This window comes from Shewanella violacea DSS12 (genome assembly GCF_000091325.1).
In the GTDB taxonomy this organism is placed as follows: Bacteria; Pseudomonadota; Gammaproteobacteria; order Enterobacterales; family Shewanellaceae; genus Shewanella; species Shewanella violacea.
This window is the reverse complement of the sequence record NC_014012.1, coordinates 1,565,865-1,592,649: the sequence shown is the minus strand read 5'-3', so window position 1 is coordinate 1,592,649 and position 26,785 is coordinate 1,565,865. Positions and strand designations below refer to the sequence as shown.

18 protein-coding genes are annotated in these 26,785 nt (G+C 45.5%); 5 read left to right on the top strand and 13 right to left on the bottom strand.

Features of this window, described 5'->3' with window-relative positions:
- Nucleotides 1-217 precede the first annotated feature (217 nt).
- Nucleotides 218-4,099, bottom strand: coding sequence for a phosphoribosylformylglycinamidine synthase (gene purL, locus SVI_RS06415; RefSeq protein ID WP_013050668.1), 3,882 nt, complete (start codon nt 4,097-4,099; stop codon nt 218-220).
- Between the two features lie 314 nt (nt 4,100-4,413).
- On the opposite strand from purL, the gene mltF reads away from it, so the two are divergent.
- Nucleotides 4,414-5,856, top strand: a complete 1,443-nt coding sequence (gene mltF, locus SVI_RS06410; protein ID WP_013050667.1) for a membrane-bound lytic murein transglycosylase MltF — start codon at nt 4,414-4,416, stop codon at nt 5,854-5,856.
- 244 nt (nt 5,857-6,100) lie between these two features.
- Here mltF and tadA read toward each other — a convergent pair whose 3' ends face one another.
- The 3 genes from tadA to guaB form a co-directional block, all read right to left on the bottom strand.
- Entirely contained in the window at nt 6,101-6,589 is a 489-nt protein-coding gene (tadA, locus tag SVI_RS06405) for a tRNA adenosine(34) deaminase TadA (protein ID WP_041420242.1), read from the bottom strand.
- A 164-nt stretch (nt 6,590-6,753) separates the two neighbouring features.
- Entirely contained in the window at nt 6,754-8,331 is a 1,578-nt protein-coding gene (gene guaA, locus SVI_RS06400) for a glutamine-hydrolyzing GMP synthase (protein WP_013050665.1), read from the bottom strand.
- 145 nt (nt 8,332-8,476) lie between these two features.
- Nucleotides 8,477-9,949 carry an IMP dehydrogenase gene (gene guaB, locus SVI_RS06395; RefSeq protein ID WP_013050664.1) on the bottom strand — a complete coding sequence of 491 codons (1,473 nt, stop codon included), beginning with the start codon at nt 9,947-9,949 and terminating at the stop codon, nt 8,477-8,479.
- Nucleotides 9,950-10,067: 118 nt separating this feature from the next.
- Here guaB and xseA point away from each other — a divergent pair, with 118 nt between their 5' ends.
- Both xseA and SVI_RS21865 read left to right on the top strand, forming a co-directional pair.
- Entirely contained in the window at nt 10,068-11,027 is a 960-nt protein-coding gene (gene xseA / locus SVI_RS21870; RefSeq protein ID WP_013050663.1) for an exodeoxyribonuclease VII large subunit, read from the top strand.
- The gene (locus tag SVI_RS21865; protein WP_408005165.1) at nt 10,951-11,397 is read left to right on the top strand and encodes an exodeoxyribonuclease VII large subunit; all 447 of its coding nucleotides are present in this window, start codon (nt 10,951-10,953) and stop codon (nt 11,395-11,397) included. The genes xseA and SVI_RS21865 overlap by 77 nt, the downstream gene beginning before the upstream one ends.
- 1,863 nt (nt 11,398-13,260) lie before the next feature.
- On the opposite strand, the gene der is transcribed toward SVI_RS21865, so the two are convergent.
- The 8 genes from der to SVI_RS06350 form a co-directional block, all read right to left on the bottom strand.
- Nucleotides 13,261-14,733, bottom strand: a complete 1,473-nt coding sequence (gene der, locus SVI_RS06385) for a ribosome biogenesis GTPase Der (RefSeq protein ID WP_013050660.1) — start codon at nt 14,731-14,733, stop codon at nt 13,261-13,263.
- Nucleotides 14,734-14,953: 220 nt separating this feature from the next.
- On the bottom strand, nt 14,954-16,141 hold the full coding sequence (gene bamB / locus SVI_RS06380; RefSeq protein ID WP_013050659.1) for an outer membrane protein assembly factor BamB: 1,188 nt from the start codon (nt 16,139-16,141) through the stop codon (nt 14,954-14,956).
- Nucleotides 16,142-16,151: 10 nt separating this feature from the next.
- On the bottom strand, nt 16,152-16,772 hold the full coding sequence (locus tag SVI_RS06375; protein WP_013050658.1) for a YfgM family protein: 621 nt from the start codon (nt 16,770-16,772) through the stop codon (nt 16,152-16,154).
- Between the two features lie 13 nt (nt 16,773-16,785).
- Nucleotides 16,786-18,060 (bottom strand): histidine--tRNA ligase, encoded by a 1,275-nt coding sequence (gene hisS, locus SVI_RS06370; RefSeq protein WP_013050657.1) that lies wholly within the window; start codon nt 18,058-18,060, stop codon nt 16,786-16,788.
- Between the two features lie 430 nt (nt 18,061-18,490).
- Nucleotides 18,491-19,606 (bottom strand): flavodoxin-dependent (E)-4-hydroxy-3-methylbut-2-enyl-diphosphate synthase, encoded by a 1,116-nt coding sequence (gene ispG / locus SVI_RS06365; protein WP_013050656.1) that lies wholly within the window; start codon nt 19,604-19,606, stop codon nt 18,491-18,493.
- Between the two features lie 121 nt (nt 19,607-19,727).
- Nucleotides 19,728-20,747: a RodZ domain-containing protein gene (locus tag SVI_RS06360; protein ID WP_013050655.1), complete on the bottom strand. Its 1,020-nt coding sequence runs from the start codon at nt 20,745-20,747 to the stop codon at nt 19,728-19,730.
- A complete protein-coding gene (gene pilW, locus SVI_RS06355; RefSeq protein ID WP_041419747.1) occupies nt 20,747-21,535 on the bottom strand; it encodes a type IV pilus biogenesis/stability protein PilW in 789 nt (262 codons plus the stop codon). Before pilW ends, SVI_RS06360 begins: the two co-directional genes overlap by 1 nt.
- A gap of 32 nt (nt 21,536-21,567) precedes the next feature.
- Nucleotides 21,568-22,689, bottom strand: a complete 1,122-nt coding sequence (locus SVI_RS06350) for a bifunctional tRNA (adenosine(37)-C2)-methyltransferase TrmG/ribosomal RNA large subunit methyltransferase RlmN (RefSeq protein ID WP_041419746.1) — start codon at nt 22,687-22,689, stop codon at nt 21,568-21,570.
- Nucleotides 22,690-23,153: 464 nt separating this feature from the next.
- Between SVI_RS06350 and SVI_RS06345 the strand changes: the two genes are divergently transcribed.
- Complete coding sequence (locus tag SVI_RS06345; protein WP_013050652.1) at nt 23,154-24,251, top strand: CNNM domain-containing protein; 1,098 nt, start codon at nt 23,154-23,156, stop codon at nt 24,249-24,251.
- Nucleotides 24,252-24,365: 114 nt separating this feature from the next.
- A complete protein-coding gene (locus SVI_RS06340) occupies nt 24,366-26,114 on the top strand; it encodes a bifunctional metallophosphatase/5'-nucleotidase (RefSeq protein WP_041419745.1) in 1,749 nt (582 codons plus the stop codon).
- Between the two features lie 135 nt (nt 26,115-26,249).
- Here SVI_RS06340 and SVI_RS06335 read toward each other — a convergent pair whose 3' ends face one another.
- Complete coding sequence (locus SVI_RS06335) at nt 26,250-26,747, bottom strand: GNAT family N-acetyltransferase (RefSeq protein WP_013050650.1); 498 nt, start codon at nt 26,745-26,747, stop codon at nt 26,250-26,252.
- Between the last annotated feature and the right edge of the window lie 38 nt (nt 26,748-26,785).

Here is a 26,785-nt window from a genome sequence, read left to right as displayed (position 1 = left end):
CTTATATAAGGTACATCCCCCGCCCGTTCAGCTGCTAAACTATTGAGTCTATTCCCTGCTCTTTTAATCTTACAACTTGGTAAGATGACTAAACGCCAATGTTTACCTAATACTAATCTGTATAAAGGTGTGATTATTTACAAAAAAAAAGAGCACTGATAATTTCAGTACTCTTTCCATTCTATGGCCTGTTTAGTCTATGACTAAAGCTAGTTACTTAGCCTAATTTAACCCGCGCATTTCTGAACATTCTCATCCAAGGGCTATCTTCTCCCCATGCATCAGGATGCCAAGAGTTCGCTACGGTTCTAAACACACGCTCAGGATGAGGCATCATGATGGTCACACGACCATCTGTGCTACAGATCCCAGATAGAGCATTTGGCGAGCCGTTAGGATTCTGAGGGTACTTGGTGGCTATCTCACCTTGACCATTCACATATCTCAAGGCAATGGTGCCCGAGGTCTCGGCCAGTGCCATAGCTTCAGGCGTGGCAAACTCGGCGCGACCTTCACCATGTGATACTGCAATTGGCATACGAGAACCTTGCATGCCTTCGAAGAAGATAGATGGATTCTTCTGTATCTCTACTAAGCTGACACGTGCCTCGAAACGCTCGGAACGGTTACGTACAAAACGTGGCCAATGTTCGGTGCCTGGAATGATCTCTTTCAGTGTGGATAACATCTGACAACCATTACATACACCCAGAGAGAAACTGTCTTCACGCTGGAAGAACTGAGTAAACTGCTCACGAGCACGCTCATTAAACAAGATTGACTTAGCCCAGCCTTCGCCAGCACCCAGCACGTCACCATAAGAGAAGCCGCCACAAGCCGCTAGGCCCTGGAACTCATCTAAGGTTACGCGACCACTGAGAATGTCACTCATGTGAACATCACGACTCTCAAAACCTGCTCTGTCGAAGGCTGCTGCCATCTCCAGATGCGAGTTGACCCCTTGCTCTCGCAAGATAGCCATCTTAGGTGCAACGCCTTTCAAGATAAACGGCGCGGCAACATCTTGGCTTGGGTCAAATTTAAGATCCACTGTCAAACCAGGCTCGCTCGCATCATGCTTAAGCTTGAACTCTTCATCGGCACACTCAGGGTTATCCCTAAGTGACTGCATCTGATGCGTAGTCTCGGCCCAAATAGTCCTTAGCTCAGTACGTGACTCGACCAATATGGCTCTGTCACCATCATTGATAGTGATAGTATCGTCAGCCGTTAAGCTGCCAATAACATGACATGCAACACCCGCGGCATTGAACTTAGCAATGATGGCTTCGCTGTGTGCGCTGCTAACCTGAATGACACCACCAAGCTCTTCGTTAAAGAGTCGCTCAATATCTGTGCCGTCAACATCTGCAAGGTCGATATTCAGACCTGTGTTACCGGCGAACGCCATTTCAACTAAGGTAGTAAATAGACCACCATCGCTGCGGTCGTGATAGGCAATAACATCACGACTTGCAACTAGCGGCTGAATCACTTCGAAGAAACCACGCAGCAAACTCGAGTCTTTCAGATCCGGCGCACTATCGCCAAGCACACTATATACTTGCGCAAGACATGAACCACCGAGACGATTATTGCCAGCGCTCAAGTCAATCAATAACAGCTCAGTGTCACCTTTATCGGTGCGCAGCTCAGGCGTCACAGTGTTACGAATATCCTGTACGGCACCGAAAGCGGTGATCACCAGCGACATAGGAGAGGTCACCGACTTATCGACGCCTTGATCTTGCCATGCTGTCTTCATCGACATCGAGTCTTTACCGACTGGAATAGTCAAATCTAGCTCAGGACACAGCTCCTCACCTATGGCTTTAACAGCTTCATAGAGACCAGCATCTTCGCCCGGGTGACCCGCTGCAGACATCCAGTTGGCTGACAACTTGATACGCTTGAATGAGCCAATATCTGTACCGGCTATATTCATGATTGACTCGGCAACAGCCATACGTGCAGATGCACCAAAGTCCAGAAGTGCAAGCGGAGTACGCTCACCCAGAGACATGGCTTCACCGGTATATGAATCGTAACTCGCAGCTGTAACGGCACAATCGGCAACCGGTACCTGCCAAGGACCAACCATCTGGTCACGATTGACAAGACCTGTCACACTTCTATCACCGATAGTGATAAGGAAGGTCTTCTCGGCAACAGTTGGCAGTCTAAGGATACGACGAACGGCATCTTTAATTTCAATCTTACTCTGGTCTACAGCCGGAGACTCGGCTTTGGCACTGACCACATCGCGGCTCATCTTAGGTGCTTTACCTAATAAGACCTCTAATGGAAGATCGATAGGCTTATCACCGAAATGCTCATCACTCATTGATAGATGACGCTCTTCAGTTGCCACACCAACAACAGAGTAAGGCGCACGTTCACGTTTACAGATAGCGGTGAAGGTATCGAGATCCTCTGGCGCCACAGACATCACGTAACGCTCTTGAGATTCATTACACCAGATCTCAAGCGGGCTCATACCAGGCTCATCCGATGGCACATTCCTTAATTCGAATTTTCCACCACGCTCGCCATCGTTGACCAGCTCAGGGAAGGCATTTGATAGACCACCCGCGCCCACATCATGGATAAATTGAATCGGGTTTTTATCACCCATCTGCCAACAACGGTCGATAACTTCCTGACAACGACGCTCCATCTCTGGGTTTTCACGCTGAACCGAAGCAAAGTCGAGATCTTCGTTAGACTCACCGGATGTCATCGAAGAGGCTGCGCCGCCACCAAGACCGATATTCATCGCGGGACCACCAAGTACTATCAGCTTAGCGCCAACGGTGATCTCACCTTTCTGTACATGTTCACCACGAATATTGCCCAAACCACCGGCAAGCATGATCGGCTTATGATAACCGCGCACTTCGACGCCGTTATGGCTGCTAACTTCCTGCTCATAAGTACGGAAATAACCTAACAGAGCCGGACGACCAAATTCATTGTTAAATGCCGCACCGCCCAATGGGCCTTCGGTCATGATATCTAGAGCTGTCACGATACGATCAGGCTTACCGTAATCGGCTTCCCAAGGTTGAACGAAACCGGGGATCTTAAGGTTAGATACGCTAAAACCAGTCAAACCCGCTTTTGGCTTAGAACCTCGACCGGTCGCCCCTTCATCACGGATCTCACCACCAGAACCAGTAGCTGCACCTGGGTATGGGCTGATAGCCGTTGGATGGTTATGGGTTTCAACCTTTATCAGGATATGCATAGGCTCGGTGTGATAACTATAAACACCATCATCTTCTGGAAAGAAGCGACCCGCGGGATAACCTTCAAACACAGCTGCGTTATCTTTATAGGCAGAAAGCACACCATCTGGGGTAACAGCGAAGGTATTCTTAATCATCTTGAACAATGATTTTGGCTGTACTTCACCATCGATTGTCCAATCGGCATTGAAGATTTTATGACGACAGTGTTCTGAGTTTGCCTGGGCAAACATCATCAACTCTACATCATTTGGGTTACGGCCCAATTTAACGAAGTTTTCGACTAAGTAATCTATCTCATCGCTCGCTAAGGCCAAACCTAGCTGTGTGTTGGCAAGCTCAAGCGCACTACGACCTTCGCCTAATATATCAATGCTATTGACAACTGCAGGCTCAGTGCGCACAAAAAGTACTGTCGCCTGGTCGAATTCAGCAAGAATGACTTCAACCATACGGTCATGCAAGAGTGCAGTTAATGCCTGTTCCTGCTCGGTCGTTAGTGCGTCTGATTCTACGTAGTAAGCAATACCACGCTCTAAACGCTTAACTTTATTGAGACCACAGTTATGGGCAATGTCGGTAGCCTTAGAAGACCAAGGAGAAATTGTGCCAGGGCGTGGTGTGACAAAATGAAGTGTACCTTGTGGTGCATGGGCTTCGATAGCCGGACCATAGGTGAGGAGTTTTGCAAGTTGCTGGGTCTCACTCTCGTCGAGAGACTCAGTTAAATCTGCTAAATGTATGTACTCAGCATAGATGTCAGAAACAGGAAGCGAGGCAGTTTTGCATGCTTCCATTAACTTTTGAACTCTAAACGCTGATAAAGCTGGGGCTCCGCGGATGATCTCCATCACGTCATTTCACCTTATAAATTATAATTGCAGGGTCAGAACTGGCGCCATTATAGGGAAATATGACAGACAAATCACCCGTAGTATCTGGCGAAAACAGTGTTTCCTATAACGAAAAATAGCTCAGTATAAATCTTGTTCTCTGGGGACCTAGAAACGGGAAATAATCGACAATATCACCCATAATCTTAACTAATAACTCACCTTATCTTGATGCTTTTACATACAAAAAATACTGTTTTTATTCAGTTTGCGAGCTCTATGATATAATCACCGGCTATGCCCACGAAATCGACGATATAATTTAACGAGATATGAAAAGAATTCTGTTTGTTTTACTTACACTTACTCTACTGGCTGGCTGCCAGAAAGTAACTGTGGAACAAACAGAAGTGATGCCAAAGGCAGCTGTTAAAACAAGATTAAATGTCGGCACCCTCTATGGTTCACAAACCTTCGTCATCACAGGACAGGGAAAAGCAGGTTTTGATTTTGAAATGGCTTCGCGTTTCGCCGACTTTCTGCAACTCGATTTAGAGATGAAACCTTACCCCAACATAGCCGAACTTTATACTGCACTCAATAAAGGCGAAATCGACTTCATTGCGGCAGGCCTTGCAGACACACAGAACCGACGGGAGATGTTTCGTCTAGGCCCCCCACTCTACCGTGTCGATCAAGTTTTAGTTTATAAGCAAGGCACCAAGAAGCCAAAAGACATTGCTCATTTAAAAGGCAACATCAGAGTCGTCACAGATTCTTCTTTCGTTGAGACGTTATCGAAATTACAGAACCTCTATCCAGATCTTCTCTGGGATCAGGAAAAAGATAAAGACATCGAAGAATTGATGGCCATGATAGCCAGGGGCGACATAACCTATACCATAGCCAATTCAACTACATTAGATATCAACCGCAGATTTATGCCAGAGCTACGCGCCGGTCCTGTTTTAAAGAAGAAACAAGCCATAGTTTGGTTACTGCCCCCAAATAATAGCGACCAGTTGATGAGCGATCTCTTGTCCTTCTGGCATAAAGAGAAAAATACTGGCACCTTGGCACATCTTAACGAGAAGTATTTTGCTCATGTAAAGCGCTTCGATTATGTTGATACCCGCGCATTTCTGCGGGCCATTGATAACAAATTGCCGAAATACAAAGACAAATTCCAATTCTATGCCAATGGTATAGATTGGCGTAAGCTTGCAGCAACCGCTTATCAGGAGTCTCACTGGAACCCTAATGCACGCTCTCCTACCGGTGTCAGGGGACTGATGATGTTAACCTTGCCTACGGCAAAACAGGTAGGGATAGACAACAGACTAGATCCTGAACAGAGCATCCAGGGAGGCGCTAAATATCTCAATAATATTTTAAATCGCTTACCTGACTCTATTCCGGAAAATCAGCGTATGTGGTTTGCCTTAGCATCCTATAATATCGGCTATGGCCATGTGGAAGACGCACGTAAGCTAGCCCAATCTATGGGACTCAACCCCAGTGCATGGAGAGACCTTAAAGAAGTGCTTCCATTACTGCAGAAACGTAAATACTATGAGCAAACTCGATATGGTTATGCTCGTGGCAACGAAGCGGTTCATTATGTTGACAGCATTCGCCGCTACTATGACACTTTAGTATGGGTAGATAATCAGAATAAAATGATAGAAGATGAAAAAAATCGAACCAAAGGGACTCAAGTCGTCGAGCGCTCCAATGATGAAAATCCTGAAATATCAGGAGCACAACCTCAGTAAGTTAAGCAGGCTAAGTTAAGCATTGAGTTATAGACACTAGACGTAGGCAGCAATAAAGGATACCAGGGGAATATAATGAAAAAACAAAAATTGAGACTTAGCTCTACCAGACGCAGAACACAGCAGAAATCCAAACATCTACGTATCTTAAACCGCCATAAGATGTTCTTTTCGTTTATCCAGCCAGCGGAATAATGACCGTGTTTACCCTTGTCAGAATAGGTAAACACTTAAGCTTAATCGCCTATAATTTGCTTTTCTCTGCCTCAAGCCTTTTCTCTAGCTTCCTCTGCTCTTTCTTCTCTTTGCGGCGACGCCTGAAAAACTGACTCAACTGTTCACTGCATTCATCGGCTAACACCCCGTCGCTAACCTGCAGCTGATGATTAAAATCTGGGTGTCTCACCAGGTCGATCACGGTTCCTGCAGCCCCTGTTTTCTCATCTTTTGCACCAAAAACTAGGCGTGCAATACGAGAATGGACCATAGCGCCGGCGCACATGGCGCATGGCTCTAAGGTGACGTAGAGAGTGGTGTCTAGTAGACGATAATTTTCGGTCACCTTGCCAGCCTGACGCAAACACTGCATCTCGGCATGGGCCGAAGGATCATGTAACCCAATACAGTAATTAAAACCCGCACTGATGACCTGTCCATGTTTAACTAATACGGCCCCAACAGGCACCTCACCAACCGCTTCGGCTTTATGAGCCATCTCCATCGCCATTGACATAAAGTGTTGATCTAATGCCAACTGTGAATCGTCGCCATCAGGCTGCTCTTGCGTATCTTGTTTTTGCTCAGACAAGGGAAATTCCACCAGGTAATAAGTAACGTCCTTTTTCAAGGAACAAAAAAGGCGCCGAAGCGCCTTTCTATTTTACACCTAAGTGTAAATTATTCCCATTCGATAGTTGCAGGTGGCTTACCCGAAATATCGTAAACAACTCGTGAGATACCATCGATTTCATTGATGATACGGTTAGACACTAGGCCTAAAAAGTCATAAGGAAGATGAGCCCAATTGGCCGTCATGAAGTCAATGGTTTCCACTGCACGCAATGAAACCACCCAGTCATATTTACGGCCATCGCCCATCACCCCAACAGAGCGTACTGGTAGGAACACAGTAAATGCTTGGCTGACCTTGTTATAAAGGTCGGCTTTATGCAACTCTTCAATAAAGATAGCATCGGCAAGACGTAGCAGATCACAGAACTCTTTCTTTACTTCACCAAGTACGCGAACACCTAGACCCGGTCCAGGAAATGGATGACGGTAAAGCATGTCGTATGGCAGACCCAGTTCAAGACCTATCTTACGCACTTCATCTTTAAACAATTCACGCAGTGGCTCAACAAGGCCTAGATCCATATCATCAGGCAGTCCGCCTACGTTATGGTGTGACTTGATCACATGAGCTTTACCCGTGGCACTACCGGCAGACTCAATAACATCTGGATAAATGGTTCCTTGAGCAAGCCATTTAGCGTTAGCACATTTCTTAGACTCTTCATCGAATATCTCGACAAACACACGGCCAATAATCTTACGCTTGGCTTCTGGTTCAGCCTCACCTTTCATGGCATCGAGGAAACGGTTTTCAGCATTCACATGAATTATCTTCAATCCAAAGTGATCACCAAACATATCCATCACTTGCTCGGCTTCATTGAGACGCAGCAGACCGTTATCGACGAATACACAGGTTAGCTTGTCACCGATAGCGCGGTGCAGCAACATGGCAACAACCGATGAATCGACGCCGCCTGACAGACCTAAGATGACTTCATCATCACCAATCTGTTGCTTAAGACTAGCAATCGCATTCTCAATGATGGAAGCTGACTTCCAGTTTGCTTCACATTGACAAATATCTAATGCGAAGTGTTCAAGCATACGCTTGCCCTGACGGGTATGAGTCACTTCAGGGTGGAACTGCACACCGTAGAACTTTTTATCTTCATTTGCCATAGCAGCAAACGGACAAGTATCAGTCTTGGCAACGCTGACGAATCCTTCAGGGATTTCAGAAACCTTATCGCCGTGGCTCATCCACACATCTAGAAGTGGCTTGCCAGTTTCACTGACTGCGTCTTCTATGCTCTTAAACAGAGCCGAATTGGTTTGAACCTCTACCTGAGCGTAACCAAATTCACCTTCGCCAACACCTTGAATTACCTTGCCACCAAGCTGCTCAGACATGGTCTGCATACCGTAGCAGATCCCAAGTACTGGAACGCCTGCATTGAAGACGTATTCAGGTGCACGGGGGGAATCTTTCTCTGTAACACTCTCAGGGCCACCGGCCAGGATAATACCGTTTGGAGCAAAACCTTTAATCTGCTCTTCACTCACATCCCAAGCCCATAGCTCACAGTAAACGCCTATCTCACGAATACGACGGGCGATGAGTTGAGTGTACTGAGATCCAAAATCTAAGATCAGTATCTTATGCTCATGAATATTGCTCATGGGGAACCTTTATTTGTTTATCTAATTTTCGGTATCAATCTTAATTTAACACTAGTTAACTAAACTAAGATCGGCATAAATGGGGGCCTGGTATTAAAACTGGCGACTCTCGCCGCCCGTTTCTAAACCAAGGTACAAAACTAAGTTATGAACCTCGGCTGTAGTTAGGTGCTTCTTTGCTGATAGTCACATCATGTACATGGGACTCGCCCATGCCAGCAGAAGTGATCTTCACAAACTCGGCTTTTTCATTCAGCTCTTTAATCGTACCGCAACCTGTCAAACCCATACATGAACGTAGACCGCCCATATACTGGTGAATGATCTCTTTAAGTTTGCCCTTATAAGCAACGCGGCCTTCAATACCTTCTGGCACTAACTTATCGGCAGCATTGTCACTCTGGAAGTAACGGTCCGATGAACCTTGTGTTTGGTTCATGGCACCCAAAGAACCCATACCTCGGTATGACTTATAGGTACGGCCATTGTGTAGTTCAGTCTCGCCCGGCGCTTCATCGGTGCCGGCAAACATAGAACCTGCCATGATGCATGAAGCACCAGCGGCTAAGGCTTTAGCCAGATCACCTGAGAAACGGATACCGCCATCGGCAATGACAGGAATATCTAAATGCTTAATGGCTTCGGCTGCATCGGAAACGGCGGTGATCTGAGGAACACCCACACCGGTAACGATTCGAGTAGTACAGATAGATCCAGGACCGATACCCACCTTGACGGCGTTCACACCAGCTTCAACCAGTGCCAATGCACCTTCGGCTGTCGCCACGTTGCCACCAACAATCTGTAGATCAGGGTATTTAGCACGAGTGTCACGAATGCGCTGAAGTACGCCTTCTGAATGACCATGTGATGAATCAATTAGCAGAACGTCAACACCAGCAATAACCAGTGCATCGACACGCAGTTCGTTACCAGGGCCTGCACCAACTGCAGCGCCAACGCGAAGGCGGCCTAGCTCATCTTTACAGGCATTAGGTTTTTGTTCGGCTTTTTGGAAATCTTTTACTGTGATAAGACCCTTAAGCTTAAAGTTAGCATCGACAACCAGAACTTTCTCAACTCTATGAGAGTGCATCAATTTCTGTACTTCATCCAGCTTAGTGCCTTCAGCTACAGTAACCAAACGATCTTTAGGTGTCATAACCTGATCGACGGTACGGGTCCAGTCAGTGATAAAGCGTACATCACGGCCTGTGATGATACCGACAAGCTCATTGGCATCATTGACAACCGGATAACCGGCGAAGCCATTCTTCTTAGTCAGAATCTTAAGGTCGGCCAGTGTCGTAGTAGGTGTTACGGTCACAGGTTGTTGAACAATACCTGCTTCGTAAATCTTAACTTGACGGACTTCTTCGGCCTGTTGCTCAATGGTCATATTTTTATGAATAAAACCTAAACCACCTTCCTGTGCGATGGCAATAGCCAAACGAGCTTCAGTCACGGTATCCATGGCTGCAGACACAATAGGTGTGTTGAGTTCTATTTTATTAGTAAGACGAGTCTTGAGAACGGCGGTATTAGGGAGTACGGTCGAGTGTGCAGGAACAAGTAACACATCATCAAAAGTGAGCGCTTCTTTTTTTAAACGTAGCATGGCAACATCCCCAAAATAGAGTGAGTTTCTAGTGAAATATTGCGGCGAGATTATACCTTGCATATTGGCCTTGGTAAATGGAAAATAGTAAAAAAGTGCCCTTAGCTGCGAAATCTCTATGAAAACACCAAAAAATAATGTTTATACCGTTTCACGCCTCAACGGAGAAGTTCGTCAACTTCTGGAAGGCGAGCTGGGTAAAATATGGCTAAATGCCGAAATTTCAAACTTCGCAGCCCCAGGTTCCGGACATTGGTACCTGACCCTCAAAGATAACCAGGCACAAGTTCGCTGTGCCATGTTCAAGGGGCGCAACCGCTCTGTGACCTTCAAACCCATTAACGGTCAACAAGTACTGGTTAAAGGTTCCATCAGTGTCTATGAACCCAGAGGCGACTACCAACTCATCATAGAGTCCATGCTCCCAGCGGGAGACGGTCTGCTTGCTCAGCAATATGAAGCACTGAAGATGAAGCTGGCGGCTGAAGGCTTATTTGCAGCCGACACCAAACGCCCTATCCCATCCAATATTCAGAAGATAGGCGTCATCACCTCGGCCACGGGAGCAGCCCTTAAAGATGTACTCCATGTGTTAGCCAGACGTGACCCATCTATCGAAGTGGTGATCTACCCGACACAGGTACAGGGAGAACCTGCTGTTCAACAAATTTGTAACGCCATAGCTATGGCTAACGCCAGACAGGAAGTCGACGTACTCTTGCTGACCCGAGGCGGTGGTTCCCTCGAAGACCTCTGGTGTTTCAATAGTGAAGAGCTTGCCCATGAAATTTACAATAGTGCTCTGCCTATTATATCAGCTGTGGGCCACGAGATAGACACCACCATCAGTGATTATGTCGCCGATATGAGAGCCCCAACTCCTTCGGCTGGCGCCGAGCTGCTGTCTAAAGATGCCGAAAACAAGGGGGGAGAAACTCGAGTTATTTATCGCAAGGCTCAAACAGAGTTGGCAGCATTATCAGCTCAAAGCCAACAGCCGCATGAATACCTTAACCCATCGTTTGCAACGACAAGATCCCAACCGCCGTCTGCAGCAATATGGCCAGAGCTTCGATGAGATGCAATTTAGACTCGATGCCGCAATCGACAAGAAACTTACCAGCTTGGCACTTAAACAGCAGCAATTGAGCCATCGCTTAAATCAGCAATCGCCTGCAAATAAGCTCGAATTAGAGAGCCAAAGACTCAGCTATTTAACCTCGAGGCTAAAGGACTCTATCAAAGAGAAATTAGCCAGCAGCGAGAGCAGCCTAAGCGTCAGTGCTCATCAGCTACAGACCGTAAGCCCGTTAGCCACACTTAGCCGAGGTTACAGCATCACTCAAGACTCAAAGGGTAAGGTGTTACTGAAAGCCTCAGACGTTAGCGTCGGGGATATGCTAACGACTCGATTACTCGAGGGAGAGGTTCAATCAAAAGTGGTGTAATAACTTATCGGATAACAAGTTACTGAAATATCTGTTGTGGGTTCATTGGGCTGGCTTAGGTATTTTGGTGTCATCTGGTAAGCATAGCTTCATTGGTATCTATAGCTTGCAGCAGGCTTAAGTGAAAACGCTTCTGCGACACGGTGAGTGAAGCCTAGCTTCTAGCTAACGAACGAGAAGCAGGATGCTGAACTGGCTTTTAGATAGGACATCATTCAAGCACAATCCCTGTGGGTTCAGCGGTTTCCAACAACTTCCATGTTTAACGGCCAGTTCGATATCCCTATCTCTCGCTCAGAGAGTTTCACAATGTGATACTTCACCCTGATACCGAAGGTCACAGCCGCGTTCACACCAGCTATGGCTTCAAAAAAGGTGCTGCTTCGATTTGAGTTTATTGGCTAATAACTCACTTTGGGACATCCATTGGCTAGAGCACTCGCTCTAGCTCTACTCAAAAGGCATATTAAAAACGGAACAAAGCGATTCACCACGGAGCACACTGAGGGACACGAAGAAAGGCAATAACTAAATTCTTTGCAGATCGTCATCTTATCCCAGTGTTCTTCGTGGAAGAAAAGCGCTTCGTGGTGATAAAACATTTAGTTTAAAGATGTGCCTGTCCGATCTTTTCTATCTTTTGCTGTCCTATCTTTTGCTAACCCTTGAGGTTTTAATTAGCAAGGGGATGGCAATCAGGTTAGTGGTAACGCCCCAATAAGAGGCTTTAAATTGTTGGCTAATATGTAAAGTGAAGGGGAACTAAGCAAACTGTTACGAATACGTTTGATGGCCTTGTTATAGCCACAGTCTCCAAATTACACCAAGTGAGCAGAGACATACTCCCGATAAAGAAAGCCATTGTTGGACTCTTGGATTACCTACCGTAGGGATTCCTTCTGATTTTAAAATATCAGTTAAAGGTGAGAAGAACAATTTAGGTATTAAACCTGCACTTAACAGCATAAGAAATACTCCAATCGTCATCACTAGTTCTCTCATAATGAATTCGACAATCAGAAAGTCATAGATCCCAGTAACTAAAATTAAAGTCGCAAAACTAACACATAACACTAAAACTGTTTTTTCTTTAACAGGTAGGTGATTCAATACGAAACTCTCCATGTTGCATATAATATTTGTACACACGCATTACGCGTTTATCAAGTTAGACCAGCCAAGCTGCATACTTACAAGCATCTAATTTATGAACTCTTTCAATGATGAGTCCAAACACACCTTCTGGAAAAACGAGAATGCCAACTTTTTTGCCTCGTAGCTCTTACAGAACTAGCATACGATTTTTTAATCGCTTGAATCTACGCTGTTTTTCATTATCTCTCAATAGCAAATCGTGAACTGAATATGTAAATTCGGTAGATATACGCAAAAAGCCAATAATACAGTGTATAAACACAGGTTAACTAAAGAGTTGTCGCTAAACCTACAAAGGCATCGGAACGAATAAGGCCAAACTTTCTTGTGATTCGACTAGCCTACATGCGGCTGCAAGCGATAGATAACGAATGAAGGTACGACCTTCAATGACATATTCCAACAGTAAAGGTCACTGGATTCCGGCTAAAAATATCTGCCGGAATGACGAAAAGTAACGACCAAAACAAAATGAACCAAAGTAAAAATGTAATCAGCCTTCATTCGAAGGCACCAAAGTCCATATACAAATCCCCTCCTACTACATCCATATAGTCCGGGGATAAGTATATCCATATGCAAATCCCCTCCTTCACCATCCCTGGCGATCACGGATAAGCATCTCCATATGCAAAAGAAGCCAGTTAAAATGAATTAACTGGCTTCTTATCATTTAAATCCTAGGAACTATAAGCTAGTCCCTAAAACCTATTTCTTATCATTATCTCTGATGTGACTCATCATGCGCTTGCGACGGCGCTCCTGACTCACGGTAAGCCTCTTAGTGTGCAAGCCTTCAAACGGGTTAGCACCGTCTTGGAAGCGCACCTGAATAGGCGTACCCATAACTTTAAGCGAACGACGATAGTAGTTCATCATGTAACGCTTATAGGAATCCGGAAGTTTCTTAACCTGATTACCATGAACCACCACGATTGGTGGGTTGTAACCACCGGCATGGGCATATTTAAGCTTAACGCGGCGACCATTAACCAAAGGTGGCTGGTGATCGTCTTGCGCCATCTGCATGATGCGTGTCAGCATAGACGTACTTACGCGGCGCGTAGCACTGTCATAAGCTTCTTCTACCGACTCATAAAGATGACCAACACCAGTACCATGAAGTGCTGAGATAAAGTGAATGCGAGCAAAATCGATGAAGCCTAGGCGACGATCCAGTTCACTCTTAACTCTGTCTTTAATTTCTTGATTGATACCGTCCCACTTGTTGACGGCAATGACCAAAGCGCGACCAGCGTTAAGGGCGAAGCCCAACAAACCAAGATCTTGCTCTGCAATACCTTCACGGGCGTCGATGATCAATAGCACCACATTACAGTCTTCGATTGCTTTAAGTGTCTTAATGACAGAAAATTTCTCGACTGTCTCATGGACTTTACTGCGGCGACGAACACCAGCAGTATCGATAAGCACGTATTCACGCCCTTCTCGCTCCATAGGGATATAGATACTATCTCGAGTGGTTCCCGGCGAGTCATATACGACCACACGCTCTTCACCCAAGATACGGTTAATCAAGGTAGACTTACCAACGTTAGGCTTACCGATAATCGCAAGCTTTATCGGTAGATCCTGAAGACGCTTCTGCTCGGCTTCGGCTTCTTCTTCGCTGTACTCTCTTTCCTCAACCTCTATATCACCTTCATCATTACGATGCAGGCCGAGCGCCTCGGCATAAGGAGCCAGGGCATACTCAATCATGTTGGTTACGCCGCGTCCCTGTGATGCAGCCATTTGATAGACCTCACCCAGGCCTAAGGCCCAAAACTCGGCACAGGCAGAGTCGGCATCTATACCATCTACCTTGTTGGCAACTACAAAAGTAGTCTTATCACGTCGACGAAGATGATCGGCAATCGCATGGTCGGCAGCTGTTAAGCCCGCTCTGGCATCGGTGAGAAACAGAACCACATCCGCTTCTTCAATCGCGGCTAAGGACTGTTCGGCCATATGAACTTCTATGCCCTCTTCGGTGCCATCGATACCACCGGTATCGACTACGATAAACTCATAGCCTGATAGGGAAGCGCGACCATATTTACGATCCCGAGTTAGCCCTGGAAAGTCGGCAACCAAAGCATCTCTGGTGCGGGTAAGGCGATTAAATAGGGTCGACTTACCGACATTGGGTCGCCCAACAAGGGCCACAACTGGAATCATTTTTTTGCCTCTAATCTACTGTTTTCAAATCTATAAAATATCAATAAGTCGGATCTTGATCTATTTAAGACTAGATCAAGCCGATACTACATATTGCTTATTGTGTTTAATGTGAGGTTTTTATATAAAGTGTTTTCGACAAACTCTTTAATACTAATCACTTAAACACAAAAAGCCCCCAGAACAACTTCCGGGGGCTAAATATCAATTCAGATAAAGCTTACGGAAGCGTTATTCTAGCAACTTTTCCGCCGCGAGTCTGAACATAAATGCTATCACCGACAACCAAGGGCTGACTATATAAGCCAGAACTGTCCACTTCGACGCGGCCAACGACTTCTCCGGTCGACTTATCTATGAAGTGCAGGTAACCCTCAAAGTCACCAACAACAAGATAACCTTTAAAGACGGCTGGAGAGGTTAAATTACGATTAGTTAATTCAATATTGCTCCAAGTCTCTAAACCATTACGTTTGTCTACTGAATAGATACGGCTATGGTCATCTACTAGAAACAGGTTCACACCTGAATCAGCTAATTCATGGAAACTTGAATACTTACGCGACCAAACAATACGTCCGGTTCTAAGCTCCATTGAAACTAAATTACCGTTAAAGCTAACTGCATATAGGTTTTTACCAACGACCAAGGGCTGCATATCAACATCGGACATACGGGTAAACTCATTACCACCTTTTGGCGTGTAAATAGCTTGTTCCCAGGCAGCCTGACCATTGTTTTTGATCACTACGGCAATCTTGCCGTCGGCAGTACCTACGAAGAAACCACCGGCTTCGTAGTTAGCTGAACCTGTACCGCGAAGAGTCAAAGTCGGCAGCTTAGACTTATAAGTCCATAACTTTTCACCATCTTCGATTTTAAATGCTTCTAAACTTCCTGAGCTAGTATTGACCACTACTATGTCTTCAGCAACCGTTGGGGCTGAAAGTAGCTCACCACTGGCTAAGGCAGACCATACTTTTTCACCAGTTTCTGCATCTAAGGCACCGAGTAGACCACTTTCACCGCCGATAAAGACCATGTCTCTGGCGACTGTGACTCCAGCGGCTAGTTTAGCGCCTTTGTTCTTGGCCAAGATATTATCTTTAAATGCCGAGCTAAAATCTTTGCTCCAAACCTTAGCTCCAGTCTCTTCATCGAAGGCGACGACTTGACCATATCTATCAGCAACGTAAATCTTGTCATACCTGGCTGCCGGACGAAGGCGTGAATAATAATCACCGACACCGCTACCAACAGTCGCACTCCAGCTTACTTCAGGAAATACGCTTGCTTCGATACTAGGCAGTGGGCTTATTGGCTCTTCTTCAACATCGCTAGATGAACAGGCAGATAACAAACCTATGCTCAGACTACATGCGACTAGTGTTTTGCACCAAGACTTCATGGGCGTTTCCTTATGCCTTGTTCAAATTGTCTAATTTCATCTGTAGCGCAGGGCTTGCACTCGTGCCACCGTTTTTAACGGCGGCCTGATAAGCAGCTTTAGCTTGCTCGTCATCCCCTTTACGCACCAGAAAATCACCTTTAAGCTCGTCTCTCTGTGCCGTGAAGGCTGGATCTGAGACCTGGCTTAAGGTAGTTATAGCCGTTGCGATTTGGCCTTGCTCCGCTTGAACGCGTGCTAAGCGCATGGTCGCAACCATGACTAGACCCTTATCCGGTGCAGAGGCAACGACGCTTTTCAGTGTCGCTTCCGCTTTTTCTAGATCACCGGCTTCAACAGCCGCTTTGGCCACAATCAGCTCAAGCAGTGACTGATAACCTTTCTGGCTGTGATCTTTAGCAAAATTTTCTGCCGCGGTTAACATACCGTTATCAGAAATATTGCTGGCACTCACAGCCTGGAAGGCTTCAGATGCCAACTCGGCTTGTGTAATTTGGTGATCGGAATAATAGTTCCAGCCAAATAAACCACCTAGACCAACTACGGCACCTACAGCGATAGACGATCCATAATCTTTCCAAAACTGTTTGATAGCATCTACTTGTTGTTCTTCTGTGCTATAAATTTCCACGTAATCTTCCTCTTTAAATCAGTTCCGCGATATAAGTTGCTAATCCGTCACGAGCAACTAAAGCTTGTTCTTTCTTTTCACGCAGATATTTAACCGCGACTTGGTTACTGGCCAGTTCATCTTCACCGATAACTAAGGCGATGAGTGCACCACTCTTATCTGCGCGTTTCATCTGTTTCTTGAAGTTTCCACCACCACAATGGCTCATCACTCTCAAACCAGGTAACTCGGTGCGAAGTGCCTGGGCGATTTTAATCGCTTCAACTTTACTCGCATCGCCCATGGCGGTGACATATACATCGACAGTAGCAGGAATATCATCAGTCAGCTCCAGCGTCTCTAACATCAAGACTATGCGCTCTAGACCCATAGCAAAACCGACAGCTGGGGTGTTTTTACCGCCTAACTGTTCGACCAATCCGTCATAACGACCACCGGCAAGCACGGTACCCTGAGAGCCCAAACTTGTCGTTACCCACTCAAAAACGGTGCGATTATAATAATCTAAACCACGAACTAAACGTGGGTTAATGACGTATTTGATGCCAACCGCGTCTAAGAGTTCACATAAATGTGAAAAATGTGCACGAGTTTCTTCGCCAAGATAATCCATCAACTCAGGTGCATCAACTAGAAGTGCTTGTACCTCTGGGTTCTTTGTATCCAACACGCGCAGCGGATTGGTATACATACGGCGCTGACTTTCTTCATCAAGCTGCTCTTTAAACTGCTCAAGATAAGCAATTAGCGCTTCACGATATGTGGCACGCTCGGCAGGATCGCCTAAAGTGTTTAACTCTAGAGTCACATGGTCTGTGATCCCCAGCTTCTCCCACAGGCGAGCAGAAAGCATCAGAACTTCAGCATCTACATCCGCTGTTCCAATGCCATAAACTTCGACACCAAACTGATTAAATTGACGGTAACGCCCTTTCTGTGGTCGCTCATGCCTAAACATAGGACCCATATACCAAAGGCGTTGCTCTTGGTTATAAAGTAAACCGTGTTGATTACCCGCACGTACGGTTGAGGCTGTGCCTTCAGGACGTAGGGTTAAGCTGTCACCGTTTCTGTCATCAAAGGTATACATCTCTTTTTCGACAATATCGGTGACTTCACCAATCGAACGCTTAAAAAGGTCTGTACTCTCAACGATGGGAGTACGGATCTCACTATACCCGTAGGCACTCACAGTTTCACGGAGTACAGCTTCTAGTTTTTGCCATAGAGGGCTTTGGGTAGGCAGAATATCGTTCATTCCGCGAATCGCTTGGATCTGTTTTGCCACGATATAGACTCGTCCGATTTAGCTAAAAAAAATTAAAAATGCCCCGCAGTATATCTTGCAGGGCAGTATAATACCAATTCGATTAAATTTATGACCTATTCAGAGCTTTCTCAGGGCTTTAAATTCAAGGCACATTGTTGAAGAAATGGTTATTCCCTTTTGAGACAGTGCAACGCAGAAGTGGAAGCACTGAGAAGCTCACCTAGTGCGGGTTTAAAAACACTTTATGCTGCGCAAGTGGCTCTCGATATAGAATAACTATTAGCTTCAATCCCCTTACTTGCCTGCAGCGTTTTTAATTCCCGCTGAATGATCACTTATTTAAAAGAGTTGGTATTTTCAAACTCAAAACTGTTAATTTGCAAACAGTTCTCGACAAAGAAAGCAGACTTGGCTTTAAACCAAACGGATTATGCTTAAATTGCAGTACTTATTTGCTGAGATCTTTGGCTGGAATTCTGTCGTTAATCATAGAGGCTTTAGCTCGAATCTTGGCTTCCAAAGAGTCGACTATGTTGTCATTATCGAAACGCTCTTTCTGTCTCACACCAGCATTGAAATAACCACTCTTGCGATGACCGCCCGTCAGACCTATGTCTGATACCAGAGCTTCACCCGGGCCGTTTACCACACAACCTATGATAGACACATCCATGGGCGTGACGATATCTTCTAAACGTCGTTCAAGCTCATTCACTGTAGCGATAACATCGAACTCTTGACGCGAGCATGACGGGCACGCAATGAAGTTGATACCACGGGAACGAATACGCAATGATTTCAAGATGTCGAAACCGACCTTGATCTCTTCGATAGGATCGGCGGCCAAGGAGATACGTAAGGTATCACCTATGCCTTCGGCTAATAGCATGCCTAGGCCGACGGCAGATTTTACCGAACCGGCTCTGGCACCACCGGCTTCGGTGATCCCCAAGTGAAGAGGTTGTACGATTTGTTTAGCCAGTAAACGATAGGCTTCCACGGCTAAGAACACATCGGAAGCTTTGACACTGACTTTAAACTGATCGAAATTGAGTCTATCTAAGATATCCACATGACGCATAGCGGATTCTAGCAAGGCTGCCGGCGTCGGCTCCTTGTACTTATCCATCAAGTCTTTTTCTAACGAACCGCCATTGATACCTATGCGGATAGGAATATTCTTGTCCCGTGCACACTCGACAACACTGCGAATACGCTCTTCGTTGCCTATATTACCCGGATTAATACGCAGACAATCTACGCCATATTCTGCCACTTGAAGTGCGATACGATAATCGAAATGAATATCGGCAATCAAAGGGATATTAGTTTGCTGTTTAATCAACTTAAACGCTTCGGCGGCATCCATGGTAGGCACCGAAACACGCACTATATCGGCGCCGACATTTTCAAGAGCATTGATCTGAGCCACCGTAGCTGCAACATCAGTCGTTCGAGTATTGGTCATCGACTGAACAGCTATTGGCGCACCATCACCTATGGGAACATTTCCAACATAGATACGGGTAGAAGCACGTCTTATTATCGGGTTTTCGTTGTACATCTTATTTACTCTATATCCTGTTTATCGCATTCAGCGGCAAGTTTAACCCTAGTCATTAGATTAAATAACATCTGAGAAAAAGATGATTATTGAATCATTACGCCTAGGGTAAAAATACGATTCAGCCAGCTAAAGGAAGGGTTAATCGAGCCACTCGTCCACGAGGGAAAGTAGCCAAGCTTACGGTTTTACCGTTGAGCTTTATGCTCACAGCTTGTGGGGCACCTAAGGTTAATTTAAATGGCGTTTTGCCAGAAATATTAAGCAGTTCACCCGCTTTTTTAAGATCGTTAACTAGCACTTTACCCGTGGCATCTGTCACGTTGAGCCAGCAATCAGCGGAAAAACTCAAAATGAGTGCAGCTTGATTGGCTGACAGGGTAACAGGCTGAGTAACTGGTTTAGCTTGTGCCTCAGTCTCATCAATAATTAATGAACTTGGCTTAGGCGCGTCATTTAGCTCAGGTGTAGGTGTAGGTGTAGAAATGCTCTCACTAATCTCAGCAGCCTGTGTATCTATTGAGGACGTATTGCCACTTAAGGCATCATTTACATGTTCAATTAAGTCATCACTGATGTTTTCGATACCAGTAGCGGCATTACTAGTGCCAGCATCGAGAGAAATGTTGGCACTTAGGTTTGAATCAATTTGTGAGTCTGCTAGTTCTTCGACGCTAGGCTTAGAAATGTCGAGAGATGAGAGCGTATCTGACTTCTGCACCCACCATAACACTAGCAGTGCCAATAAAATGAAGGCGATCAAGTAAGTGGCAAACATGAGTCTGCCATCCAGTGTCTGTCGCGTCGTTTTACGGGAAAAACTTTGCATTTCAGGATCTGGATCTTGGTGAATTTGATTATTCAAGCAACGTAAAATAGCCTTTTCATCGGCTTGAACTATGCGGGCAAAGTTTTTTACATAACCTTTCACATAGGTGGGAGATGCAATCTGATCAAAATTATCTGCTTCGATATCTTTAACGATACAGGGTCTAAGTTTCAGTTGCCCGGCAATATCGGCAACACTGGCTCCCATGTTTTCACGGGATTGTCTTAACAGTGACCCTATCGTTTCGCTATCGAGTCTATCCTGGTGTGTATCTGCTTCATCCTTTAGCATATTGATTTGTTTATTAGTCATTATTGCATACTAGCTCGATACTGTTTGGCTTCGACCGATGCAGGAAATTTAGCTAAGAGTAAAATACCAAATTTCCTTGCTGCATTTAGATCATTTAAGCCTTGTTCAATTTTTATTCCCAACGTCAAACTCTCGGCTGACTCTGCAATAACTCTGTGATAGCTAAGGAGTTGAGTACGTGCTTTGAGGTAGTCACCCGTATCGACGTTGATCTCGGTTAATTCAATTAAAGACACTTGTCTTCTTGGATCATATTTAAGCGCCATTCTAAAATATTTCTGCGCTTTCTCAAGGTTTCCAGCCTTACGGCTACAGATACCTAGGTTTTCATAACTCGCTGAAGCACGGGTATATTTAGGCAGTTTTATCGCCTTAAGAAACACCTTCTCTGATTCTTCATACTTTTTCTGCTGACACAGAAACACACCGAAGTTGTTCATACCATCACCGGTCGCATCAGTACTTACGATAGCCTTTCGATAATAAGTCTCGGCAATATCCAGCTCACCTACGAACTGGTAATAATGCGCCATAGAGACATTGACGGCTTCGATGTTAGGCGCAAATTTCAGCGCCTTATTCAAGTTAAACTTAGCTTGGGCGCTATTGCCTCTCTGTAAATACGTGAGGCCGAGCTGCGCTCGCTGTTTGGCGGCCGCAACATTATCAAAAGTTCTCTCGGCAACAGGTATGTCAGTGCCTGTGTATACCCGCTCAGACACACAGCCAGTCAACAAGCTTGTAGACAAGATGAGTAACGGGGTAAGTCTTAGCAATCCTTGCATCATTAGCAAGCCTATCTACCTAAATATTCAGAGAGTTAGTTTATTGTGACTGATATTTGGTTCTCTTGCATGCGTTTTTTCGCTAAACGCTTGGTTCTATCTCGAATATCGCCCGCCAACTGTCCACAGGCAGCATCGATATCGTCTCCACGAGTCTTTCTCACTATGACTGTGAAGCCATATTCCATCAAGACTTTAGAGAAACGATCGATACGAGAATTAGAAGAACGACCGTATGGAGAACCAGGATATGGATTAAATGGAATTAGATTAATCTTACATGGGGTGTCTTTCATCAGTTTAGCCAGCTCATGGGCCTGATCTGTGCTGTCGTTAATGTGATCTAACATCACATACTCTACAGTGACACGACCTCGGTTAGCATTAGACTTAGCGATATAACGACGAATAGCGGCTAAGAACTCCTCAAGAGGATACTTCTTATTAACCGGCACTAAGACATCACGTAATTCATCATTGGCTGCATGAATACTCACAGCAAGAGCAACATCTATGGCATCACCAAGTATATCTAAGGCTGGAACAACACCCGAAGTAGACAAGGTCACGCGCCTTTTAGACAAGCTGAAACCAAAATCATCTAGCATGATATCCATAGCCGGAATCACGTTTTTAAGATTTAACAGAGGTTCGCCCATGCCCATCATCACCACATTAGTGATTGGGCGTTCGCCGGTGTCTTTGATGAAACCGATAAAATCGGCAACACGCCACACTTGACCGATAATTTCAGAGACAGTCAAATTACGGTTGAATCCTTGCTGAGCCGTCGAACAGAAGGTGCATTCCAGCGCACAACCAACTTGTGAAGACACACACAGAGTGGCTCTATCACCTTCGGGGATATACACGGTCTCAACTTCCTGACCATCACCTACATTGATGGCAAATTTAATCGTGCCGTCTTCTGACTTCTGATAACTGGATATTTGCGGCGCGGTAATTTCACAACGCGCGGCAAGTTTAGCCCTCAGTCCCTTATTGATATTAGTCATAAGTTCGAAGTCACTGACGCCAAAATGATAAATCCACTTCATCAGCTGATCCGCACGGAACGGCTTCTCACCCATATCGGTGAATAATGCTCTCAATCCTTTACGATCCAGATCCAATAAATTGATCTTCTTTTCACTCATTTTGACTAACCTCAACACTTAACGGGTCTAATACCTGCCACAGGGCGGCGAATTATACAGATTTGTGCGTATATTAGATAGAGCCTGTTGGCCTTTACTCTTTTTACTCATTGAGTAAACCAGAGCTTGTGCGGTCTTACTAACGACTGCGACTTAAGCCTTACCCACGCTCTAGTTTTCATCCAATCCTAGATAAACCATCTATAACACACTAACCAGATGTTAATTAAGGGCGGTGGATATTTAATCCCTAAAGATAAATATGTCCTAATGTCTCCCAAAGTTTTCAATTCAGGCATATCGCAAATGACCCCTTATCGACTCTAACTAGCCTAGCCTTAACTGGGTCGATGTCTAAATTTCACCCCCTGATCCCATCTAGCGCATGCATCAGCCTTGTAGTGATTGAGGGTTATGATAGAATTCATATGGGCTAATATCGGTCCGTCAATGTAATTCCCTAAATGATCACCCTCATTACTATTGTAGCTGTCGCTATTGGAGTCTCCTTCCTTTGTAGTGTTTTCGAAGCGGTTCTGCTTTCAGTCACGCCTAGCTATGTTGCATATTTATCTCAATCTAATCCGGAAGCCGCTAAAAGACTGGGACGTCAGAAAGAAAATGTAGAGTCGCCTCTGGTTTCAATCCTGACCCTAAACACCATAGCCCACACTGTAGGTGCGGCTGTTGCCGGTGCCCAGGCCGCTAAAGTATTTGGTGATGATATGCTCGGTGTATTTTCCGCTGTGCTTACCTTCTTAATCCTGTTCTTCTCAGAGATCATCCCTAAGACCCTAGGCGCAAATCATTGGCGTAAGCTAGCCCCTAGTGTTTCGGTCGCCCTATTGTGGATGGAACGTTTCACTAAGCCGCTTATTTGGATGTCCAGCCAGGTCACCCGCCTTCTGGGCAAAGGTGATAACGGTCAGTATATCCGTCAAGAGATGAGTGCAATGGCTAAGATAGGTCATGAATCTGGTGAACTGGACGAGCAAGAATCTAAAATTTTGACCCAGATGCTGTCGGTGAAAGAGATGCCAGTGACCGCGATCATGACCCCAAGAACCGTCATGTTTAGCTTGCCGACCTCGCTATCAAATAAAGAGTTTGCATTACGTCACAAGGCCACACCGTTTAGCCGAATCCCTATTTTTGATAAAGATCCCGATGATGTCATAGGTTTTATTAATCGAAACGATATCTTGCTGGAAGAACGTAATTCGCCTCAGGCGCCTATTGGTGACTTAAAGCATAATCTGGTTATCGTGCCTGAAACGGCTAAGGTTTTACCCTTGTTTCAGCTGTTAATTAAACGCAATAGCAAGATAGCCATGGTCGTCAACGAGTACGGTACAGGTGAAGGTATTGTGACTCTGGAAGATATCATTGAGTCCCTGTTAGGACTCGAGATCGTCGACAGTAATGACCCAGTCACCGACATGCAACAACTCGCCCGTAAATTATGGGAGAAACGCATGATAGATAAAGGCATACGCCTCTCCGATAACGGTGAGTTCGACTCTTATCTGCAGACGCCAAAGAATAGATCATCCAAGAATTAGTTTGAGTGATCACGCTCTGTTACAAAACCGAAAAAGGGAAACATAAGTTTCCCTTTTTGGTCTCATGGATTCGATGATAGTATCGTCCCCCGAATGAAATACAGAAATGATGCAATGCCCCAGACATACACGCTTAAACTTGCCCACATCAATGACACTCACTCTCACTTCGACCCCAGTCGTGTAAAATTTTCATTGACCAATGCCGGGAAAAAGTTCGATGTATACAGTCACACTGGTGGTTACGCGCGCATCCAGCACCAATTAAATCAAGCAAAAATCCAGGCACAGCAGGCTAATCAAGATTATATCTTCCTCCATGGCGGTGATAGTTTTCAGGGGACCCTGTATTTTCGCCAGTTCAAAGGCGTAGCCAATGCCCATCTGTTGAACCAGCTCAGACCCGATGCCATGGTACTGGGCAATCATGAAATAGATGCGGGTAACGCTCCGGTATTGGCCTTTCTCAACAACATCAACTTCCCACTGCTGGCCGGTAATATGGACTTGAGCCGAGAAGATGCTGCTAAGGAGAGCCCAATGAGTGGTCATCCTCGCCTGCTCGACTATGATAGCCAGACTGGCAGGGCCAAGGTGTTAATAAAGCAGCTTAGTGATAAGCCTCTGGCGATTGTCGGTATCACCTTAGATCAGATGGCAGATATTGCACGACCGGATCCTGACACCTATTTTGTCAATGCCATCGAGACCACAAAAAAAACCGTTGAACACCTTAAAGCTCAAGGTGTCGACCATATCATAGTCCTGAGTCATCTTGGGCTAGATCAAGATAGGTTACTTGCCGACGCTGTGGATGGGATTAGTCTTATCGTGGGCGGTCATAGCCATACTCTACAGGGGGATTTCAAACCCTTTGGCTTGAGTGCCATCTCTTATGGAGAACGAGTCAACAACACGCCGATACTGCATGCGGGTAAACATGCCGAAACCTTAGGTCTGGCGGACATTGAATTTAATTCTACAGGCCAAGTCACTCGCCTCGAAGGCCACAACTATTTCATGTTAGATGAGCAATTTATTCTCGAGTCAGCCCAAGGGGTAACCGCTGAAGATTTTATTGCCATCCGCGCTCAGCTTGAGCAGCATCCAGGGATTCTCTGGCACCAGCAAGACCCACAGATAGTCCAGATTATCGCATCTGAGTATCGGCCGGCCATAGCCGCAATGGACAAACAGGTGTTGGGCTTTATCCCCAGAGATCTCGTTCATACACGTTTACCCAGTAAAGCCCTGCCACACGGCAGTGAAATAGCACCTTGGGTCAGTAAAAGTATCTACCATGAGACGAAGCGCATACACCCAGATGTCGATTTTGCCCTGCATAATGCCGGCGGTGTGCGTCAATCTTTGAGTAAGGGAGAGCTGACCTTAGCCGATGTTGTTGGCCGCTTATTGCCCTTCGATCTGCCATTAGTTAAATATCGTATCTTAGGCCTATACCTGTTTGAAACCTTAGAATCGGCAATTAACTCGGCAACAAACAACAGCGTCACAGGCACAGGTGCAGGCAGTTTCCCCTACACCTATGGACTTAAATATTGTTACGACGGCAGAAAGCCACAAGGAAAACGTATCCTGACCCTTGAGATAATGTGCCCGAATAGCCCTCAAGAGAAGTGGCTAGTCATAGATAAAGAGCAACATTATGTCGGAGTATCTTCGGCCTATACGGCCTCGGGAAAGGAGGGATATCACCCTCTACTTAAAGCACAGTGGCAACGTCCTCTCGAGGAGCTAACTCTGCCCAACGCCTTTATCCGTTTCATGAAACGTGAGCGAAGTCTTGAGCAGACATTATCGCCTCATGTGAGTTATACCAGTCACAGAGAAGCGAAAAAATAACGACACGGATAGCGAGTTAAGCCAGTACGAATACCATAGAAAATCAGTCTGCATGCAGCACAACCTAAGCCTGGCACAGACGCTTAGGTCGGCTTATAAATAAGCCTGTTCATTTAGCATTGTTTTCCACTGAATCTATAGAGACTTGCTCATCAAGAAACCCATGATCACCTGGCCAAGTTTTTCCTGATAACTTCTATGTTTAACCTTAAAGCCATAGGATAGGAAGACTTCCTTAGACAAGATAGATGCATCCACACTCAACTCAGGGTAGCCTCGATCTTTAGCCCACAGCTCAAGTCCCTCATAGAGAGCCCGTGCTAATCCATTACCCTGATGCTCAGGATGCACATACAGACTATCTATATATCCCAGACTATAAAATCTCGTTTCTAGATTAATAAATCCACAACACTTAGGCCTCCCCGCTACGATTTGGCTCGTATCCACCACAATCCAGGCTCGTGAACGCGACAAACGTTTATGCCAATGATAGGAAGATCTCGGTTTAGCCGACCAGGCGGCCTTGTGTGCTGGGCTGTATTGCAGATCATCGATAGCGTGTATGGCCTCATGGAAGATTTGACTAACACTAAGGGCATAAGCAGCCTGATAGGGGATCACTGAGTACATTAGGCAAGGACTGATATTATAAGAGGAAGATAAGGGTA

Bases quoted from the DNA above. Each gene is read 5' to 3' on its own strand.
- tadA (WP_041420242.1), bottom strand. From the start codon at position 6,589: ATGTCAATGGCGATGGAGATGGCTCATAAAGCCGAAGCGGTTGGTGAG.
- SVI_RS21865 (WP_408005165.1), top strand. From the start codon at position 10,951: ATGAATACCTTAACCCATCGTTTGCAACGACAAGATCCCAACCGCCGT.
- SVI_RS06360 (WP_013050655.1), bottom strand. From the start codon at position 20,747: ATGACTAATAAACAAATCAATATGCTAAAGGATGAAGCAGATACACAC.
- SVI_RS06340 (WP_041419745.1), top strand. From the start codon at position 24,366: ATGCCCCAGACATACACGCTTAAACTTGCCCACATCAATGACACTCAC.
- xseA (WP_013050663.1), top strand. From the start codon at position 10,068: ATGAAAACACCAAAAAATAATGTTTATACCGTTTCACGCCTCAACGGA.
- der (WP_013050660.1), bottom strand. From the start codon at position 14,733: ATGATTCCAGTTGTGGCCCTTGTTGGGCGACCCAATGTCGGTAAGTCG.
- bamB (WP_013050659.1), bottom strand. From the start codon at position 16,141: ATGAAGTCTTGGTGCAAAACACTAGTCGCATGTAGTCTGAGCATAGGT.
- ispG (WP_013050656.1), bottom strand. From the start codon at position 19,606: ATGTACAACGAAAACCCGATAATAAGACGTGCTTCTACCCGTATCTAT.
- guaA (WP_013050665.1), bottom strand. From the start codon at position 8,331: ATGAGCAATATTCATGAGCATAAGATACTGATCTTAGATTTTGGATCT.
- SVI_RS06335 (WP_013050650.1), bottom strand. From the start codon at position 26,747: ATGTACTCAGTGATCCCCTATCAGGCTGCTTATGCCCTTAGTGTTAGT.
- SVI_RS06350 (WP_041419746.1), bottom strand. From the start codon at position 22,689: ATGAGTGAAAAGAAGATCAATTTATTGGATCTGGATCGTAAAGGATTG.
- purL (WP_013050668.1), bottom strand. From the start codon at position 4,099: ATGGAGATCATCCGCGGAGCCCCAGCTTTATCAGCGTTTAGAGTTCAA.
- pilW (WP_041419747.1), bottom strand. From the start codon at position 21,535: ATGATGCAAGGATTGCTAAGACTTACCCCGTTACTCATCTTGTCTACA.
- guaB (WP_013050664.1), bottom strand. From the start codon at position 9,949: ATGCTACGTTTAAAAAAAGAAGCGCTCACTTTTGATGATGTGTTACTT.
- mltF (WP_013050667.1), top strand. From the start codon at position 4,414: ATGAAAAGAATTCTGTTTGTTTTACTTACACTTACTCTACTGGCTGGC.
- SVI_RS06345 (WP_013050652.1), top strand. From the start codon at position 23,154: ATGATCACCCTCATTACTATTGTAGCTGTCGCTATTGGAGTCTCCTTC.